Source organism: Serratia sp. TSA_105.2 (assembly GCF_052692115.1).
The window spans coordinates 339,723-358,889 of the sequence record NZ_JBQZFT010000002.1; the positions used below are offsets into that span (position 1 = coordinate 339,723).

17 protein-coding genes are annotated in these 19,167 nt (G+C 60.2%); 9 read left to right on the forward strand and 8 right to left on the reverse strand.

Features of this window, described 5'->3' with window-relative positions; translation table 11 throughout:
* Positions 1-79: 79 nt before the first annotated feature.
* From dps to ybiO, 6 genes are all read left to right on the forward strand, one after another.
* The gene (dps, locus tag ACUTSC_RS07930; RefSeq protein ID WP_004939215.1) at positions 80-583 is read left to right on the forward strand and encodes a DNA starvation/stationary phase protection protein Dps; all 504 of its coding nucleotides are present in this window, start codon (positions 80-82) and stop codon (positions 581-583) included.
* Between the two features lie 140 nt (positions 584-723).
* Entirely contained in the window at positions 724-990 is a 267-nt protein-coding gene (locus tag ACUTSC_RS07935; RefSeq protein WP_197766920.1) for a DksA/TraR family C4-type zinc finger protein, read from the forward strand.
* Between the two features lie 338 nt (positions 991-1,328).
* Complete coding sequence (gene glnH / locus ACUTSC_RS07940) at positions 1,329-2,072, forward strand: glutamine ABC transporter substrate-binding protein GlnH (protein ID WP_004939223.1); 744 nt, start codon at positions 1,329-1,331, stop codon at positions 2,070-2,072.
* Positions 2,073-2,174: 102 nt separating this feature from the next.
* Complete coding sequence (gene glnP, locus ACUTSC_RS07945; protein WP_019454487.1) at positions 2,175-2,834, forward strand: glutamine ABC transporter permease GlnP; 660 nt, start codon at positions 2,175-2,177, stop codon at positions 2,832-2,834.
* Entirely contained in the window at positions 2,831-3,553 is a 723-nt protein-coding gene (gene glnQ / locus ACUTSC_RS07950) for a glutamine ABC transporter ATP-binding protein GlnQ (RefSeq protein ID WP_004939230.1), read from the forward strand. Before glnP ends, glnQ begins: the two co-directional genes overlap by 4 nt.
* 153 nt (positions 3,554-3,706) lie before the next feature.
* The gene (gene ybiO, locus ACUTSC_RS07955) at positions 3,707-5,929 is read left to right on the forward strand and encodes a mechanosensitive channel protein (protein WP_445653255.1); all 2,223 of its coding nucleotides are present in this window, start codon (positions 3,707-3,709) and stop codon (positions 5,927-5,929) included.
* Here ybiO and ACUTSC_RS07960 read toward each other — a convergent pair.
* The 6 genes from ACUTSC_RS07960 to rlmF all read right to left on the reverse strand — a co-directional run bounded on the left by ACUTSC_RS07960 (position 5,926) and on the right by rlmF (position 14,113).
* Positions 5,926-6,936 (reverse strand): alpha/beta fold hydrolase, encoded by a 1,011-nt coding sequence (locus ACUTSC_RS07960; protein WP_197766600.1) that lies wholly within the window; start codon positions 6,934-6,936, stop codon positions 5,926-5,928. The genes ybiO and ACUTSC_RS07960 overlap by 4 nt on opposite strands.
* Positions 6,924-7,562, reverse strand: a complete 639-nt coding sequence (locus tag ACUTSC_RS07965; RefSeq protein ID WP_197766601.1) for a GNAT family N-acetyltransferase — start codon at positions 7,560-7,562, stop codon at positions 6,924-6,926. The genes ACUTSC_RS07960 and ACUTSC_RS07965 overlap by 13 nt, the downstream gene beginning before the upstream one ends.
* A gap of 11 nt (positions 7,563-7,573) precedes the next feature.
* Positions 7,574-8,143, reverse strand: a complete 570-nt coding sequence (locus tag ACUTSC_RS07970) for a TetR family transcriptional regulator (protein WP_197766602.1) — start codon at positions 8,141-8,143, stop codon at positions 7,574-7,576.
* A gap of 178 nt (positions 8,144-8,321) precedes the next feature.
* Entirely contained in the window at positions 8,322-9,626 is a 1,305-nt protein-coding gene (locus tag ACUTSC_RS07975; RefSeq protein WP_197766603.1) for a methyl-accepting chemotaxis protein, read from the reverse strand.
* Positions 9,627-9,935: 309 nt separating this feature from the next.
* Positions 9,936-12,938: a DUF4214 domain-containing protein gene (locus ACUTSC_RS07980; protein ID WP_445653256.1), complete on the reverse strand. Its 3,003-nt coding sequence runs from the start codon at positions 12,936-12,938 to the stop codon at positions 9,936-9,938.
* A gap of 209 nt (positions 12,939-13,147) precedes the next feature.
* Positions 13,148-14,113 carry a 23S rRNA (adenine(1618)-N(6))-methyltransferase RlmF gene (gene rlmF / locus ACUTSC_RS07985; protein WP_180548279.1) on the reverse strand — a complete coding sequence of 322 codons (966 nt, stop codon included), beginning with the start codon at positions 14,111-14,113 and terminating at the stop codon, positions 13,148-13,150.
* A gap of 118 nt (positions 14,114-14,231) precedes the next feature.
* On the opposite strand from rlmF, the gene ACUTSC_RS07990 reads away from it, so the two are divergent.
* The 3 genes from ACUTSC_RS07990 (at position 14,232) to ACUTSC_RS08000 (ending at position 16,213) form a co-directional block, all read left to right on the forward strand.
* On the forward strand, positions 14,232-14,861 hold the full coding sequence (locus tag ACUTSC_RS07990) for a flavin reductase family protein (RefSeq protein ID WP_197766605.1): 630 nt from the start codon (positions 14,232-14,234) through the stop codon (positions 14,859-14,861).
* 168 nt (positions 14,862-15,029) lie between these two features.
* Positions 15,030-15,290: a multiple stress resistance protein BhsA gene (bhsA, locus tag ACUTSC_RS07995; RefSeq protein WP_004939265.1), complete on the forward strand. Its 261-nt coding sequence runs from the start codon at positions 15,030-15,032 to the stop codon at positions 15,288-15,290.
* A gap of 287 nt (positions 15,291-15,577) precedes the next feature.
* The gene (locus tag ACUTSC_RS08000) at positions 15,578-16,213 is read left to right on the forward strand and encodes a carbonic anhydrase (protein WP_004939270.1); all 636 of its coding nucleotides are present in this window, start codon (positions 15,578-15,580) and stop codon (positions 16,211-16,213) included.
* A 63-nt stretch (positions 16,214-16,276) separates the two neighbouring features.
* Here the strand turns inward: ACUTSC_RS08000 and ACUTSC_RS08005 are convergent, their stop codons facing one another.
* Positions 16,277-18,133 (reverse strand): M3 family metallopeptidase, encoded by a 1,857-nt coding sequence (locus ACUTSC_RS08005; protein WP_197766606.1) that lies wholly within the window; start codon positions 18,131-18,133, stop codon positions 16,277-16,279.
* A 46-nt stretch (positions 18,134-18,179) separates the two neighbouring features.
* Positions 18,180-19,139, reverse strand: a complete 960-nt coding sequence (gene ybiB, locus ACUTSC_RS08010; protein WP_197773119.1) for a DNA-binding protein YbiB — start codon at positions 19,137-19,139, stop codon at positions 18,180-18,182.
* Positions 19,140-19,167: the final 28 nt, after the last annotated feature.

Genomic DNA, 19,167 nt, shown 5'->3' on the forward strand with positions numbered 1-19,167 from the left:
GTGCGGCAAAAATAAATACCCCTGCTATAATTGATCCCGTAACGAAATAGGACAACGACTAATCAAGAGGATATCTGATATGAGTACCGCTAAACTGGTGAAAACGAAATCTTCTGATCTGCTGTATACCCGTAACGATCTGGACGAAAAAGTTAAACTGGCCGCCATCAAGGCGCTGAACCATCAGGTCGTGCAATTCATCGATCTTTCATTGATCACCAAACAGGCGCACTGGAACATGCGCGGCGCGAACTTCATCGCGGTCCATGAAATGCTGGACGGCTTCCGCACCGCCATCATCGAGCATCAGGACACCTTCGCCGAACGCGTGGTGCAACTGGGCGGCGTGGCACTAGGCACCGTACAGGTGGTCAACGATCGGACACCGCTGAAAAGCTATCCGACCAATATCCACAGCGTGCAAGAGCACCTGAAGGCGCTGGCCGACCGCTACGGCGCGGTCGCGAATGACATCCGCAAAGCCATTACCGAAGTGGAAGACGAAGACACCGCCGATATGTTCACCGCCGCCTCGCGCGATCTGGACAAGTTCCTGTGGTTCATCGAATCCAACATCGAATAACGCGAAAGCGTTGCAGCGCGCCCGTCGTTCCGGGCAGAACAGGCCGGGCTTTGCCCGGCCTGTTTTCTTTTGCGCGACCGTTGCATTGTACAAAAAACGCCCCATATTAAACGGTGAGGTTCCCTTGTCAGGAGGTAATGATGGCCAGCGGCTGGGCGGCGGACGGCGCCGTACAAGATCAGATTGATTCCACCGTCGACGATGCGGTGCAGCGCGCGCGTGAAGCGCTCGGGCACGGCGAGAGCGAACGCTATTGCCAGGAATGCGGAGAGGCGATCCCCGAGGCGCGCCGCAAGGCGTTAACGGGCGTGCGTTTTTGCCTCGCCTGCCAGGCAGAACAAGACAAAAAACACGCGGCCGCCAGCCTGTACAACCGGCGCGGCAGCAAAGATAGCCAGTTGCGCTAGCATTATCTGCTCCCCCTTTTCTCCCTTCGCGGCCCCGCGTGCACCGTCAGTGCATCATGAAAGTTAGAGTTAGTTATCAATATTGAAGCAAAAACGTTAAAGAACGGTTGTTTCACAGCCAAATTTTGGTTAATGATAGCCCCGTGCACCAAGATAATTCTTACGCACCATTTTGGTGCCCCGCTTTGGTGCGTAACCATAACAATTTGCCTTTCCGGCACAACATCACGCAATAACTCTTTGTTTTTATGGTAGTTGAAAACATGGCACGATTTTTTCATGGCACCAACTGCAATATAAAAAATGGGTAATCCGCAACCTGTACAGGAATTCCTCTCATGAAGTCGATTTTTAAAGTCTCCCTGGCCGCACTCTCTCTGGCCTTTGCCGTAAGTTCCCACGCAGCAGACAAACTGGTGGTCGCCACCGACACCGCTTTCGTTCCTTTTGAGTTCAAACAAGGCGACAAATACGTCGGCTTCGACATCGACCTGTGGGCCGCCGTCGCCAAAGAGCTGAAGCTGGACTACACCCTGAAACCGATGGACTTCGGCGGCATCATTCCGGCGCTGCAGACCAAAAACGTCGACCTGGCGCTGGCCGGCATCACCATCACCGATGAGCGCAAAAAAGCCATCGACTTCTCCGACGGCTACTACAAGAGCGGCCTGCTGGTGATGGTCAACGCCGACAACAACAGCGTGAAAAGCATCGACGATCTGAACGGCAAAGTGGTGGCGGTGAAGAGCGGCACCGGCTCGGTGGATTACGCCAAGCAGCACATCAAAACCAAGGATCTGCGTCAGTTCCCTAACATCGACAACGCTTACATGGAGCTGGGCACCAAGCGCGCCGATGCGGTGCTGCACGACACGCCAAACATCCTATACTTCATTAAGACGGCCGGCGCCGGCAAGTTCAAAACCGTAGGCGATTCGCTGGAAGCACAGCAGTATGGCATCGCCTTCCCTAAAGGCAGCGACGAGCTGCGCGAGAAGGTGAACGGCGCGCTGAAAACCCTGCGCGAGAACGGCACCTATAACGAGATCTACAAGAAGTGGTTCGGCACCGAACCTAAGTAAGCTGTGAATTTGGCAAGCTATTAACTTAAGCACAGGGGGCGCTTAACCCCCTGCGCTTCGTTGTATCTGATACCCACGTTTGGGATCACCGGGAGAAATATCATGCAGTTCGACTGGAGCGCCATCTGGCCCGCCATTCCTATCTTGTTAGAGGGCGCCAAAATGACCCTGTGGATTTCGGTCCTCGGTCTGATTGGCGGCCTGATCATCGGCCTCGTCGCCGGCTTTGCCCGCACCTACGGCGGTTGGATCGCCAACCACATCGCGTTGGTGTTTATCGAAGTGATCCGCGGCACGCCGATCGTGGTGCAGGTGATGTTCATCTACTTCGCCCTGCCGATGGCATTTAGCGACTTGCGCATCGATCCGTTCACCGCGGCGGTGGTGACCATCATGATCAACTCCGGCGCCTACATCGCGGAAATCACCCGCGGTGCGGTGCTGTCGATTCATAACGGTTTCCGCGAAGCCGGCCTGGCGCTCGGCCTGTCGCGCCGCGAAACCATCCGCTACGTCATTATGCCGCTGGCGCTGCGCCGCATGCTGCCGCCGCTGGGCAACCAGTGGATCATCAGTATCAAAGACACCTCGCTGTTCATCGTGATCGGCGTGGCGGAGCTGACCCGTCAGGGTCAGGAAATTATTGCCGGTAACTTCCGCGCGCTGGAAATCTGGAGCGCCGTGGCGGTTATCTATCTGATTATTACCCTGGTGCTGAGCTTCGTGCTGCGTCGTCTGGAAAGAAGGATGAAAATCCTGTGATTGAATTTAAAAACGTCTCCAAGCATTTTGGCCAAACCCAGGTGCTGCACAACATCGATTTGAAGATCGACAAAGGCGAAGTGGTGGTGATCATCGGGCCGTCCGGCTCCGGCAAATCCACCCTGCTGCGCTGCATCAACAAACTGGAAGAGGTCACCAGCGGCGATCTGATCGTCGACGGCCTGAAAGCCAACGATCCTAAAGTGGACGATCGGTTAATCCGCCAGGAAGCCGGCATGGTGTTTCAGCAGTTCTACCTGTTCCCGCACCTGACGGCGCTGGAAAACGTCGCCTTCGGCCCGATCCGCGTGCGCGGCGCGAAGAAGTCCGATGCGGAAAAGCTGGCGCGCGAACTGCTGGCCAAGGTCGGTCTGGCGGAGCGTGCCCACCACTACCCGTCCGAACTGTCGGGCGGCCAGCAGCAGCGCGTGGCGATTGCGCGCGCGCTGGCGGTGAAGCCGAAAATGATGCTGTTCGACGAGCCGACCTCCGCGCTCGATCCGGAGCTGCGCCACGAAGTGCTGAAGGTGATGCAGGATCTGGCCGAGGAAGGCATGACGATGGTCATCGTCACCCACGAAGTCGGTTTTGCCGAAAAAGTGGCGTCGCGCCTGATCTTTATCGATAAGGGCCGGATTGCCGAAGACGGCAACCCGCACGACCTGATCAACCATCCGCCGAGCCCGCGTCTGCAGGAGTTCCTGCAGCACGTGTCCTGATCCCGGCGATTTAACGGCGGGCGCGCCACGCGCCCGCCGCTTTCATTCCGCACGCTCTCCCACGTCCCAGCGCGCCATCTTTCCTACTATATTGATTGTTTTCATCGTATTGCTTTTACATCCGCCGATCACAGAACGCCAAAGAGAGGAACAATGCCGCCAAACGCAGACTCCCGACGAGGTTCTCATCTGCGAGAACACCTGCTTTTCCTGCTGCTGTTGCTGACCCTGAACGTCTTCGCACCACCGGCGCTGGCGCAAAACGCGTCGCCGGCACCCGCCGACAAAAGCGAGCAGCAGAAGGCCGCCTATGCCGCGCTGGCCGATCTGCTGCAGGACGACCAAGCGCGCGCGGAACTCATCAACCACCTGAAACAGACCGCTGGCGACGCCCCCACCGCCCCGGCAACGCCGGAGGAATCAACGCCGGCCACGCTGAGCGACAGCCTGAACTCGCTGGCGCAGGAAGGCATCGGCACCTTTAACCAGAAGCTCGGCGCGCTGCAAAAGCTGATCGACTCCGGCCCGAAGCGCGTTTTCAATCCCGCCGGCTTTTTCCGCGCGCTGGGCTACTTTCTGCTGACGGTGGCGGTCACCTTTGCGCTGTTCCACCTGATCCGGCGGCTGATCGCGCCGCTGTACAAACGCATGGGCAGTTGGGGGCACAACGCCCGGCTGCAGCGTGGCCCGTGGTATAAGCGCCCCGCCGCCATTCTCGGCGCTTTCGCCGTCGATCTGCTGGTCCTGCTGCTGGCGCTGGCGGCGGGCAACCTGTTCGCCCGCCACGTCCACGCCGACAGCGCCACCATTCTGCGGCTGCAGACCCTGTTTCTCAGCGCCTTCGCGGTGATTGAATTCTTCAAGGCGGTGCTGCGGCTGATTTTCGCCCCCAACTTCGACTACCTGCGCCCCTTCCCCTTCAGCGACCAGAGCGCGCGCTACTGGAACACGCGCCTCGCCTGGCTCAGCGGGCTGATCGGCTACGGCCTGATGGTGGTGGTGCCGGTGGTAGCGGTGCAAATAAGCTACCCGGCCGCCGCCGCCGTCAACCTGGTGGTGATGCTGGCGCTGACGCTGTATGCCATCTGGCTGATCCTGCACAACCGCAAGCCGATACAGCAACAGATCAACCTGTTGGCCGAACGGTCGATGGCGTTTTTCAGCGTGATCCTGCGCGGCCTGGGGCATATCTGGCATCTGCTGGCGATCGCCTATTTTCTGGTGTTGTTCGTGCTGTCCCAGTTCGACATCGGCAACAGCCTGCGCTTTATGATGAGCGCCACGGTGAAAAGCCTGCTGGTGGTCGGCCTCGGCGCTCTGCTGTCCGGCATGCTGACCCGCTGGATTTTCCGCCGTATTTCGCTGCCGACCGACGTCAATCTGCGCTATCCGATGCTCGAGCGGCGCATCAACTCCTATATTCCCAACGGGTTGAAGATACTGCGGGTGATGGTGGTGCTGGCGGTGACGCTGTTCCTGCTTGACGCCTGGCACCTGATTAATCTGTACCAGTGGGCAGACAGCGAAAATGGCCAGCGGACGCTCGGCGGGCTGGTGCATATCCTGCTGATCCTGCTGATCGCCGTCTTCAGTTGGACGCTGATGGCCAGCATCATCGAGCACCGCCTGGCGTTGGAGCTCAGCAACGGCGTGCGGCCGAGCGCGCGCGAGCGCACACTGCTGACGCTGTTTCGCAACGTGCTGGCTATCGTTATCAGCACCATTACCGTGATGATCGTGCTGTCGCAGGTGGGGCTGAACATCGCGCCGCTGCTGGCGGGCGCCGGCGCGCTGGGGCTGGCTATCAGCTTCGGCGCCCAGACGCTGGTGAAAGACGTGATCACCGGCGTGTTCATCCAGTTCGAAAACGGCATGAACACCGGCGAATACGTCACCGTCAGCGGCATCACCGGCACCGTGGAGCGCATGACCATTCGCTCGATCGGCCTGCGCGACGACTACGGCGTCTACCACATCGTGCCGTACTCCTCGATCACTACGCTGGCCAACTATGCGCGCGAATTCGGGGTATACCGCGCCAACTACACCGTCAGCCGCGACGAGGATATCGATCGGGTCAATGAGGTGCTGCATCAGGCCATCGCGGCGCTGAAGCAAGATGAACAGGTGAAGCATTTCCTGATTGGCGAGCCGGTCTTCAACGGCGTGGTGGCGCTGGGCGACCGCTCGTTCACCACCCGCGTGACGGTGCGCACGCAGGCGCTGAAACAGTGGGTGGTCCAGTACGCCCTCGATCGGCTGGTGAAAATCCATTTCGATCGGGCCGGCATCGGCATGCCTCAGCAAGCGATGCAGATCTTCCGCGCGCCGCAGCTGCACGAAGAACAGGCGCCGCCCGCCGCTCCCGGCGGTTAGCGTCCGCGCCCGCAGGGCTGAGCGGCCAGGAAGGCCGCCACGTCCTGTCGGTAGGCGTCGTATTGCACCGAGCGCGGGGCAAACAGACCCACCACGTTGATCAGCCACGGATGGCGGGCGAACAGCGGTTTGATCATCACATGATCGGCTTCGTCGATGCGCGTCACCGTCAGCAGCGAGGCCGGGATCGTCTGCCGATACACGCGCTCGGTTTCGTCCGCGTCCACGTTGACGTCGCGCCCGCCCAGGATCAGGTGCACCGGCGTGGTGAAATACCGCAACCCCGCCGTCGCGTCGCTGGCCATGTTGGCGCGGATAAAGCGCCAGCGGTCGGTGCTCAATGCAGCGGCGGCGCCATACTCGCGGCGGTACTGCGCGTAGCCGTCCGGTTGCTCGAGCAGCGTCTGGATATGGCGCCAATACGCCTCGCGCGCCTGGATTTTAGCTTCATCGTCCCCCGCCGCCGCCATCGCCGCCCGGGTGTTATAGCGCCCCTGCCGCAGCCAGTTGATCGCCGGCGCCAGCGCCAGCGTGAAGGCGATGTCGGGGCGCAAACGCGCCACCTCCGGCATCACCCATCCCGCCTGGCTGGTGCCCCACAGCCCCACGCAGCGCGCATCAAAGCGCCCGTCCCGCCGGGCCCAGTCGATGATATCGGCGGTTTCCCGCGCGCGATCCGCCATGGTCTGATGCAGCCAGTTGCCACCGGAGCCGCCAACGCCCGGCTTATCGAAGGATAAAACCGCGTAACCCTGCTGCGCCATCGCCTCCCAAATGCCGTAATAGCCTTCGTCGCGGCTGGCGTTGGCCGGCCCATCGCCATGCACGAACACCACGACGCCGGGCTTGATCGGCGCATGCTGCGGCAACACCAGCATGCCGGTCAGCCGGTTGCCGCCGGCGGTCACCGTGACCGGTTCGGTGACAAAACGAAAGTCGTTGACGTCAATGACCCAGCCGAGCGCCAGCAGGAGCAGCGCCACACAGCACAGTCCTATTTTGCGCACGTCGCCTCCCCGCAGCGTCTCTCCATCAACACCCAGTCGGCCTGACCGAACAGCAATCCTAACGAAGCGTAATGCTCTTCGCGCCGCACCTGAAAACCGCAGCGCCGGTACAGGCGCAGCGCATCCACGTTGCGCCGGCTGACGTGCAGGCTCAGACGCCGGCCCGCGCCTTGTTCGGCAGCGTAGTCGTTCATCCACTGCAGCAGACGCTTGCCCACCCCTTTACCACGCTGACTCTCGGTCACCGCCAGGTAGGAGAGATACAGTTCATCGGCCGCCGGGGTGTGCTGCAACACCGCCATTTGCAGATACATGCGCCAAACGTTCAGCCAGCCATAGCGGCGGCACAGCCGCCAAATCGGCAAGGTGCACGGACGCCGCCCGGCGTTATTCTCGCCAGGGGCCACATTGAGGGCAAAGGCCGCCACCACCTGTTCATCCTGCTTCATCACGAAGCTGCGCTCCCGGCTGCCGCTTTGCTTCCAACGCCACAGCCGATAGAACAGACGCCACTGAAGGCGGGCGCTCAGACGGCGCGCGCGCTGAAACTTGTCGCAGAACGCGGCGTAGATCAGCGCCGCCGTTTGCCGGCGGTCAGCATCGCGGTACGGCTCAATGTGCAGCATATCCACCTCGACTAGGGATGCCGGTAGAGCAGCTGTTCCAACAGCCGCACCGGCGTGGTCTCCTCCGGCGCAGACGACGCAAAGATCGCCTGCCGCCAGGCCTGACTTTCGATCACGTCCAGCACCAGCTGCGCGAGCGGCAACGGCGCTATCGCCGGTGCGATCTCACCGGTTTGCTGCGCCTCGGCGATAACCGTCGCCAGCGCCTCAATCAGCTGCCGCTGGTTGGCGCTGAACGGCTCGGCCAACGCCGGGTTGCGCGCCACCTCCGCCACGATCTCCGCCGACAGCTGCACATTGGCCGGTTCGGCGACAAAGGCGTGATAGCCGGTGAAAAAGGCCGACAGCGCCTGTTTCGGCCGCGTTCTGTCGGCCCGCAGCCCGGCGGCAAACTCGGCGAATACGCCGTTTTCCAGCAGCGCAATTTCGCCGATCAACGCCTCCTTGCCGGTAAAGTGGTTATAGAGGTTGCCGACGCTGACGCCCGCCGCCTGCGCGATATCCCGCATACTGGTCTGGTGAAACCCCTTATGGGTAAAGCTGTGCAGCGCGGCCTCGACAATCTTTTCTCGGTTTCCCATCGGCAACTCCCGAAACGGTGAAGGGGGCGCCTGGCGCCATCGAATGGATATGAACGAACGTTCGTTCATATTTAAGGATAGCATAGGCCAGTAAAATTGAACCGCGGCTCAACGGCGTGTGAATCGGTGGGAAGATAAAAACGCCGCCCTCATTTTCGGCGGGCGGCGCGATGAAAACTCAGTGCAGCGCGTCGCCCTGCTTCACCGACGTAAACGCCTGCATCAGTTTCACGACGTCGTGCATGCCGATGTTGACCTGGTTGATCACTTCCCCGGCATCGTTGGTCAGCGCCACGCCGCCACCGGCCTGCTCCACACAGGTCGCCATGCCGGTAATCGCCGCCGCCACGCCTTGCTGGATGGACTTGGTCATGCGTTCAATCTCGGTCGCCGCCTTGCGCGACTGTTCCGCCAGCGTGCGCACTTCATTGGCCACCACGGCAAAACCGCGCCCATGCTCACCGGCGTGGGCGGCTTCGATGGAGGCGTTAATCGCCAGCAGGTTGGTTTGGGAGGCGATTTTACGAATGGCTTCGACGATGGTGCCGATCTGCTGAGAACACTTACCGAGCTCGGTGACCACGTCCGAGGTTTCGCGCGCCGCCGCTTCGACCTGCTGCATGCCTTTCACCGCCTGTTGCACGATGATCGCGCCCTGCGCCGCCTGCCGATCGGTGTCGAGCGACAGATGATGCGCGTTACGCACCATCTCTTCTTCGTGCTGCTGCTGTTGCATCAGCCGGGTGATGTCCTGGGCAATCTTTACCACCTTCACCACCTGGCCGTCGTTGTCGAGGATCGGGTTGTAACTGGCCTCCAGCCATACCCGTTCACCGCGCCGGTTGAGGCGTTCAAAACGCCCGGTGATGAATTCGCCACGCGCCAGGCGCTGCCAGTGCCGCCGATAATCGTCGGAATTGGCGAACGCCGGCGGGCACAGCACCGCATGCGACTGCCCGCACGCCTCTTCCAGCCGATAGCCCATCAGCGCCAGCATATTGTCGTTGGCGCTGACTATGGTGCCCTGCGGCGAGAAAGCGATCATCGCCATCGAACGATTCAGCGCCGCCAGCAGGCTGCGGTGTTCCTGCGCCTGGGTCACACGCTCGGTCACTTCGCTGGCGATCTTGACGATTTCCACCACCTTACCCTGTTTATTCAGCACCGGCGCGTAGGTGCCCTGCAGCCATACCGCCTCGCCGTTTTTCGCGATGCGTTTTATGGTGTCCGTGATGGGTTGGCCCTTATTCAGCGTCTCCCAATGTTTGCGGTACTGCGGGCTGGCGACATAGTTCGGATCGCAGAAAATACGGTGATGCCGGCCAATCACGTCATCGCGTTGAAATCCCAGCGTGCTGAGGAAAAGATCGTTGGCGCGCAATACCGTGCCGTCCGGCGAGAATACGATCATGGGAACGGCGTGTTCTATCGCGCTCAACTCGGCGCCTTTGTGGGTAGTTAACTGACTGAATCGTAACAGCATAAGGTGTAGTCCTTGTGGCAGATGATGGCGCTTTTCTTATTTTTGCCTGGCCACATGCCGCGCCCACACGCAGACGTGCCATCGCGGAAGGAACGGGCAGCGCCGTTCCTTCTGGTTATTGCTATTAACCGGATTAAATTTATTTATTCAGTAAAGTAATTATTAGAATTTAAATAAACCAACAGCCTAAGATTTTTATTATTAAACCCGTATTGAGAATAACGTAAGTGATGAAAATTGAAAGGTAAAATGCGGATTTTTGTCGGCACCGGCAGGATAACCGGCGCCGTTGAGCTAAAACGTCTCCTCTTACGCGACCAGCGGCTCCGGCTCAACCACCGTGCCGTTGAGTATGATTTCCGGAACATAGCGCAGTTCGTTGAGCAAACTTTGATGATCCTGCCCCAAGAGCAGGATGATGCTGTCCGCTTCATCCAGACGGTGATCATCATTGTTATCGACAATGAGATAGCTGCTGTTTTGCTCGCCGAGAACGCTACTGACCCCGACCTTGGCGCTCAATGCGCCAGGCTGGCCAAGATCGAGCAACGCGGCCAACAGCTGGCTGGCACTGCCGCCTTGTTCGGCCGTCAGGGCGCCGATTCTCGTCTCCACGCCTTGCACATCGCTGACACCATAATCTGCCAGCACGCCGCCGCCGGTACCATGAACGATCCGCAGGCCTGAGAGCACATCGTCGATGCTGCCCTGCGTCAGCGAAAAGTCTTTTAACGTCACGCCTGACGCCGCCGTGCTGCTGTGCAGCGTCACGTGGCTTTTCCCTGCGCCGGCCACGATCGTCGTATCTCCCAGCACGTTAAATTGATCGCTGCCTCCCCCGCCTTTGACCAACAGCTGCTCTCCCTGTAGCCCAAGATCTTCCAGCAGCGGCGCCAATTTGGCCTGCGCGTCACCACTTAACGGCAGCGAATCCAACATTTGAATGATCGTGCCGTCACCGCTGCCGCCATGAGAGGACGTCAGGGTAAACCCATTACCGGCGAAGGCCGAAGCGTCAACCAGGCGGACCTGAGTATACCCCTCGGTCAGCGTCAGGTTGAAATTCGCGCCGCCGGACAACGTAATGTCTTGCACCTGATCATTTTGCCCCGTCAGCGTCAGCGCGCCATTGCCCCAGGCCCCGGTGGTGACGGCGATCAGCGTCAATGGGTTTTCATCGCCATGCGAGTCAAGCGCCAATAAGCCGGCGTTACCGCGCCCGGAGAACAACAGGTCGAAACGATCGGTGGCATTCTCAAGGAAGGCTATCTCCAGCCGGCTGTCCGCATGATCACCGATGCCGCTGATTTCAAGGCGTGCCGCATCGGCATTGGCGTTGATCACCTTGACGTTATCCGCCCGGCCGGACAACAGCAATCCCTCACGGCCAAGCGCCTGCGCCGCCCAGCTCTGCACGATCGTCCCTCCGTCCGTTCCCTCTACGGTGGCGTTGCCACTCAATACCCCGTAGTCAAACACATGAGCACTCGTCGCCAGCGCTTTCGTGCTGTAACCGTTCCAACCGATTTGCGTCAACGTGGCTTCCGCCTGGCCGATATAACCCGCCATATCTATCTGTTCGAAATGACTGAAATTGGCGGCATTGCTGCTCACCGTACTGATGCGCGCGCCAAAAAGATCGAGCGTCGAGGTCATTTTGACGATCAGGTTGGCGGACAAAATATCGTGCCCGTCACCGCCATCGGCGCTGAACACCCACCCCACATGATTGGCGCCGCCATTGGCATTGCCTCCCCACAGCAGACTGTCATTACCATGGTTCAGATAAAAGTGCCCTTGGGCGGCGGCGAGGTCGGCCTGCGAGGTGAGCTGCACCCGATCGTCGCCATAGGTGCCATGCACTATCACATTGGCATTGTTTACCGTCATGTCCACCCCATACCGAGCCGCAGGGTTATTATGCAGCCAGATATCCGCCGCAGCGTCGCCATTGACGATCAGATAAGAAAGCTGCGAGGCATAGCTCAGGTCAACCATAACGTCTGCGTCAGCATGCAGGAACACCCTGAACAGCACGGCGGTTTCCACATTGCTCAGCGTATGGTGAGCATGCGTATTCACCGAACCCGACGCGTTGCCGCCACCCTCGCTGGTGGCGAGAGAAGCGGTCGTTTTATACGCCAGGCTGGCGCCGACATCGCGCGCGAACATCCACTGTTCATACTGAACGTCACCTGCCGGCGGCGCATTGATCAGATCGGCAATCACCGCCTGCGTGACCAGTGCCTTGTCGCCGCCCAATGCCCGATAGTGTTCCAACTGCTGTTCATCCACCGCCCGGCCATGCACCGCCTGATAGACGTGCTGAATAAAGTCGTCGCCCTGCAAACCACCGACCTGCGCCTGAAATTCCGGCGTCGCCAGAAGGGCCGTGACCAATTCGGTATAGCTCAACGTGCCGGAGGCCAGCGTCTTGCTCCAATTGTCCAACGAGACGCTGTCCACCGCCCGCTCGGGCAATGCACGGAACAGCGCCGCTATCTGCTCCAGATACTCGGTCGCCGGCAGTTCGCCCGGCGAATATTCCTGGCCCGCCGCATTGAAATGCTGTTGAGCCACCGCATCTTCCGGCGCCACCACGCCGCGCAACTGCGCGATCATATCCACCAGCAGATCGCCACGCGTCGCGCCTTCCGCCAGCCGTTGCTGGTAAGCGGCCAGTTCAGGTACCGTCGGTGGCCGTTCGAATCCCTGAGCGAACAGATGCAAAATGAAGTCATGATCGGAAAGATCGTTGAGTGACAGAGTGGCAATCTTGCTCTGCGCCAACGCAGCCAGATCGCCGCCCTGATTGAGCAGCTTGCCGTCATGGGCAATTTCATCGGTCTGCCAGGACGCTCGCAGCAGATAAAACATCGCCTGCGCGTCGCCGCTTCCGCCGGCGGCATCGGCGGCCGTGCCGGGATACAAACCTTCTGCAATACGCTGATCGAGCACATCACGCTGCGCCAGCATCACCGGATCGTCCCACAGATAGTTAAAGAGGTCGATGACAACGCTGGCGACAGCGCTGTTGAAATGCCCCTGCTGTAGCAAGGCATTGATGTAATCCGGATCGGGAGCGGTATTGTAAACGGAGAAATAAACCTGGCTGAGAATGTCGTATTCGCTTTGGCCGCTCATCCAACCGGCATCGGGTTGGCTCATTAAAATACTGGCCATATAGGCGGGCGGCTGGCTGCCGATATCAAATGCGCTGTCGTAGTAATCGATTTCCGCCGCCGTCGGCAAACGCCCGAAAATCCCGATGATTAAGGCGCCGACCTCTTGTTGCGTAGCTAAAGGAATCATAATAAATCCCGTCAGTGTGATGGATTACGTTCGCGGCATGGCTGCACCGCGGCCTGTCTCCTACATAGGGAAGAGAGACATTGCACACTGCCTGAATGGGTTTTATTGGTATTTCTACAGTTAAGAAATGCTGATGCGATAAGTCAATAAAACGGGGAAAACCGGTCCTCGGTATGGGACTTTGCTCCCATACCGAGGCACCTGAAGACCTAACGCCAGCGTTCGGCTGCCCAGGCGGCTTGTTGCTCGGCGTCGTGGAAGGTCCAGGCGACGAAGCGGCTGATCTTCTGCCCTTGCGCCATCTCGATGGTGCGTACCTCTGCCGCGCCCGCCACGTTCAGCGCATGGTAAATGGCCGGCAGCGTGGTGTTTTTCGAGATGAGTGAGGTAAACCACAGGCAGTGGTTGGCCTTGCCGACGCTCTCTTCCACCATCTTGCGCACGAAGGCTTCTTCGCCGCCTTCGCACCACAGCTCGTTGTTCTTGCCGCCGAAGTTTTGCACCGGCTTGGCGGCCACTTCCCCTTTGCCCAATTTATGCAGCTTGCGGCGGGTGCTGGCGCGCGCTTCCTGCTCGGACGCATGGAACGGCGGGTTGCACAGGGTGGCGTCGAATTTCTCGGCCGCGCCGATGATGCCGCTAAAAATCAGCTCAGGCTGTTTTTGCAGCCGCAGACGCACGCTGTTACGCAGCGTCGGGTTCATCTCGACGATCATCTTGGCCGAGTTGAGCGACACCGGATCGATTTCAGACCCGGTGAAACGCCAGCCGTATTCGCGCAGGCCGACGATCGGGTAGATGCAGTTGGCGCCGACGCCGACGTCGAGGATCGCCACACCCTTGCCGCGCGGGATCTCACCGCCGTTGCTGGTCGCCAGCAGATCCGCCAGGTGGTGCAGATAATCGGCGCGGCCGGGGATCGGCGGGCACAGGTAGTCCGCCGGAATATCCCAGTGTTCAATGCCGTAAAAGTGTTGCAACAACGCACGGTTGAGCATTTTCACCGCCGCCGGATCGGCGAAGTCCACCGAGACATCGCCCCAGGCGTTCGGCTTCACGAACGGCGCCAGCGCCGGGCAGCTGGCGATCAGCGCCGGGAAGTCGTAGCGCGAACGATGACGGTTGCGCGGATGCAGGCCGCTTTTCTGCTGCGGGAAGGTTTTCTTTTTTTCCACCGTGACGGGCTCTCTTGAAGGTATTTCCGACGCGTAAGATAACACATCCCGCCCGCAATGGCGCAGCGACGGGAAACCCGGCACAATGAAAGCTTCATCGATTGCCACAGGGTCCCCCATGAGCCGTGAATCTCGTTATTATTATGAACCCGCCGCCGGCCACGGCCTGCCGCACGATCCGCTGAACGCCATCGTCGGCCCGCGCCCCATCGGCTGGATCTCTTCCCGTAGCGCCGCCGGCTTGCGCAATCTGGCGCCCTACAGCTTTTTCAACTGCTTCAACTATCGCCCGCCGATCATCGGTTTCGCCAGCACCGGCTGGAAAGACAGCGTGGCGAATATCGTGGAAACCGGCGAGTTCGTTTGGAATCTGGCGACGCGCTCGCTGGCAGAAGCGATGAACAACAGCGCCATCAACCTGCCGCGCGGCGAGGATGAATTCGCCTTCGCCGGCGTCACGCCGCTGCCCGGACGCAGGGTCAAAGCCGAGCGCGTGGCCGAAAGCCCGGTGAACTTCGAATGCCGCCTGACCCAGTGCATTCAGCTGCAAACCGCCGCCGGTGAACAGGTGGAAACCTGGCTGGTATTGGGCGAGGTGGTGGCGGTGCACCTCGATCCGGCTCTGCTGGACGAACACGGCGTCTACCAGACCGCCGCCGCCGAACCTATCCTGCGCGCCGGCGGCCCGACCGCCTACTATGGCATTTCCGAACAGCACCGTTTCGATCTGGCGCGCCCGACGCGCTGATCGTCTCCCCCCGTTTAGGCAGAAGATGAACGGGGGAATAAATAATCAAAAAATCTGAAAAAAACCATCAACACTCTCCGATTTCATCCCGCCTGTCACTGCGCAATAATCTTCCCATCGAAAGGCAACCCCCTTTCTCCCTAATTCACTTTGACAGGAATGACGAACATGAAAACCATCAAAACTTTTGCTGCTGCTATCGCCCTGGCCACCGCTTCTTTCACCACTTTCGCCGCTGAGCACGTCAGCGCCCAGGATGCCGCCCAATTCGAAAAAGCCGGCGTGATCGTCGCCAGCGGCGCGACCGACCTGAGCAGCCTGAAGTCGCAGCTGGCCGCCAAAGCCGATGCGGCAGGCGCCAAGGCCTTCACCATCACCTCCACCAGCGGTAACAACCTGATGCACGCCACCGCGGTTATCTACAAATAATCACCGCCCCAAACGTCAAAAAGCCCGCCGGCTATCACCCCGGCGGGCTTTTTTTATGTTCAAGTGCATTAGCGCTGAATGGGTACGACAGCGAGTTTCTAACCGTCCGCTTCTTCAGCACCCCACGCGTAAACGAACCGGACAATGCTGCCGAAAACGGGTAGAAACCCCGTATTTAATGGGGTTTGCAGGGGGGATGAGCACACATTTTTTTACCACCCCATTGCTGGACTAACGGGAGAGGATGATTATCATGTTACGCAGACTACAGATGCAGAGAGCGTTGTATGCAACATATCATTGAAGGTTTCCTCAGTTTCCAGAAAGAGATTTTCCCGCAGCGTAAGGAACTCTTTCGCAGCCTGGCCTCCAGCCAAAATCCTAAAGCGCTGTTTATCTCCTGTTCTGACAGCCGCCTGGTGCCCGAGCTGGTGACGCAGCAAGAGCCTGGGCAACTGTTCGTTATCCGCAACGCCGGTAACATCGTCCCTTCCTTTGGCCCGGAGCCGGGTGGGGTTTCTGCCACCATCGAATACGCGGTGGTGGCGCTGGGCGTGACTGATATTGTGATTTGTGGCCACTCGAACTGTGGCGCCATGAAGGCTATCGCGTCCTGCCAATGCCTCGACCCTATGCCTGCCGTTGCCCACTGGCTGCACTACGCGGATGCGGCCAAAGCGGTGGTGGAGAAGAAAACCTGGAATAGCGAAACAGACAAAGTTAACGCTATGGTGGAAGAGAACGTTATCGCCCAGCTAAATAATATCAAAACCCACCCTTCTGTTGCGGTGGGTCTGCGCAACAGCGGGCTGCGCCTGCACGGCTGGGTGTACGACATCGAAAGCGGCGAAATTCGTACGCTGGACAGAAACACCAAGAGCTTCGTTTCCCTGGCCGATAATCCCGACGTCTATTTCGAATAAAATAACGCCCGGTTTTAACCATTAAATAAAATCCACGCTGCCGCGTGGATTTTATTGTCAGCCTTAAACCAAACGCGCCTCTATCGCCGCGGCGAAGTCGCGGCACATCCGTTCGTCACCGTCGGCGTTATCCGCCAATACCGTCTCGCCGTCCACCACCCGAATGTGCGCCTCCAAATCGAAATCCGCCGGCGGCTGCGGGCGCTTGGCGGCGGCGGCCATCGTCTGCTGCGCCTCATGCCACGCCTGTGCCACCGTATGGTTACAGGCCTGCGCCAGAGAGTCCGGATTGAACCCTTCGCCGGTCAGGCTGCGCAGCGTGTCGTCATGGCTGACGCTGTTGCCCGGCAGCCAATAGTGTTGCGCCAGATCCGGGCCGATGGCCGGGTTGTCCGTCAGGTAACCGTCGCGCTGCAGGAAGAACTGGCGGGTTTGTTCCACCGCCATCATCGCCAGCAGATAGCCCTGGTAAGAGCAGGCGGACTCCAGCGACAGCAGATGCGGGATCGCCAGCGTCGGGCGCGGGCTGCCGCTGATGCCGAGGATCTTTTGCTCGACCTCGCGCGCCAGCGCGGTGATGGCTTCCGGCGTGCGCTGCTCGTCATCCCATTGATACAGCGCCCACTCGAAGTACGGCACCAGCAGGATATGGCGTTCGTTGAACGCGCGCATCGGCTGGCGCGCCGCGATGCCGGCTTCGATCAGCGCATCGGGCACCGCTTCGCCGGCGGCGTTTTTCGCATAGCGCTTCAACCAGTCGGCGTCGTCCAGCAGGCTGTCGCAGAACATCGACTGGGTTTCGGCATAGGCCATCGAGGTCGGCGGGAACTCCTGCGAGAAGCACGGCGCATTCTGGCGAATGTTGGCAAAATGCGCCGCGTGGCCGCCTTCATGGAACAGGGTGTTGAGCCCGTAAGCGCCACTGCCCACCTGCCCCGGCTGTGCCAGGCTGGTGAAGTTGATGCGCGCCGGTACCCATTCCCCCTGGCGCACAAACGGCGGCACCGGGCCGTGCATAAAGCCATTCTCATACTTGCCTTTGCGCACCAGCAGATCGAGGTTCATCTCGGCGCCGCCAAAGCCGATGTGCAGGCGTTTGAAGCTGTCGACCCAGCGTTCCAGCGAACGCGAAAACGGGAAGTAAGGATCCAATTGACGGGTGACGTCGCCGGCGCTGGCGAAGCGCACGTTCCACGGCTCCAGCGCCTGGCTGCCCTTGTCGGCCGCCAGCTGCTGCAGGCTACGCGCGTTGGCCTCGCGGGTTTCCCGCTCGAAACGATCCAGAATGGCGAACAGCTGCTCCGGCGTCATGCGCTCGGTTTTGTTCACCTTGTAGTCGAAATAGTTGCGATAACCCATCTGGCGCGCAAAGCGGTTGCGCAGGCCAATCAGCGCCGGCAGGCCGTTATGCAGCAGCCATTGCTCCAGGTCGCGTAGCGCCTGCTGCGAGCTGCGGCGATAGTCTTCGTTCGGATTGGTCGCCTGGTTGGTCAACAGCTCGCCGAGCGAGGCTGCCACCCGCTGGCCCTCGGCGTTCAGGTGCGTGACCTGGTAGCCCTTGCGGCGCGAGTAGAGATCGGATTCGGCGTGGATGATCTGATCCAACAGCGCCTGCGCCTGCGGATCTTCGATGGCGTTACAGTCGAAGAAACGCAGCCAGCCTTGCAGGCCGTGGATCAGCGCATCGCGCTGCGCCTCCTGCGGCAGCGTTTCCAATCCGGCCAGCAGATTGCGGATCTCCGCCAGCCGGCGCGGTTCGGCGATAAAGCGCTTATAGGCGCTTTCCGCGGCGGAAAAGCGCGCCGACACGTCTTCACTGCCGGTGCCCATGTAGTTTTGCCAGAACAGCTCTTCTTTGGCGCGGTGTACGTCGAGGTAATCCTGGTTCAATTGATTGAAGTAATCGAGAGCCTGTTGCATAACCGTCCTTCTCAGCCGATGAGGAAATATCCCAGTATAGTCGCGCTCAGGCCTGACGCAGGCGCTGCAGTCCCTGTTCCAACGTCTCGCTCTCGCCGGCGGCCACCAGGCAACAGGCGATCTGCCGCTGGATGGCCTGCGGGATCGCCACCTCGCCCGCCAGACAGCGCTCGGTCCAGCGCGCGGTGGTTGCCGCGTCTTTCGCCGCCGGCAACGTCGGCGTTTCATCCTGCAAGGTGCGCTCCAGCAATACCCGCTGTTCGCCGCCGGCAATATAGTGAATCTGCGGGCAGCGCAGCGGGTTGGCGTAGGCTTCGCCTTCGGTGCCGTGCATCAACAGCCCGCGAGCACCGATCTGGCGGAAAAACGACGCCACCCGGCCGACATACTCCGGGTGTGAGACGCTGGCGAGGCGCAGCACATCCTGTTCGCCGAACGGCGTCGCCAGCTTGGCCAGCGTATGGGCGCTGTTGCGCACCCCCATGCGCCAACGCAACCCGAGCTGCCGCGCCAGCGGCGCCGACAGCGTGGAAACCGGCATGAATACCGCCTCGCCGTTATCGAGACGCTGCTGGGCGTGAGCGGCCTGTTCCGACCACGGCAGCCCGAGGGCGCGAAAAATCTCGGCGCTGGTCACGCGGGTACTGTCGTCCAGCACGCCGTGCACCACCACCGGCAGGCCCACTTTCGCGAGCAGCAGCGCCAGCAGCGGCGTCAGGTTGGCCTGCTTGCGCGCGCCGTTGTAGCTCGGCAGCACCACCGGCAATGGCCGCCCCTGCGGCGCCTGCAGCGGCAACACCTGCTGCTGCATCGCCTGGTAGAAGCCCAGCATCTCCTCTTCGGCTTCGCCCTTGATGCGCAGCGCGATCAGAATGCCGCCCAGCTCCAGCTCAGGAACCTCTCCGGCCAGCATCGCCTGATACAGCTCAAAAGCGGTCTGCCGGTCCAGGTCGCGCGCATGATTTTTGCCGCGGCCTATTTCTTTGATAATTTTGGTGTAATCCATCCGAAGGTTCCCCTTGCTCACTCTTCGG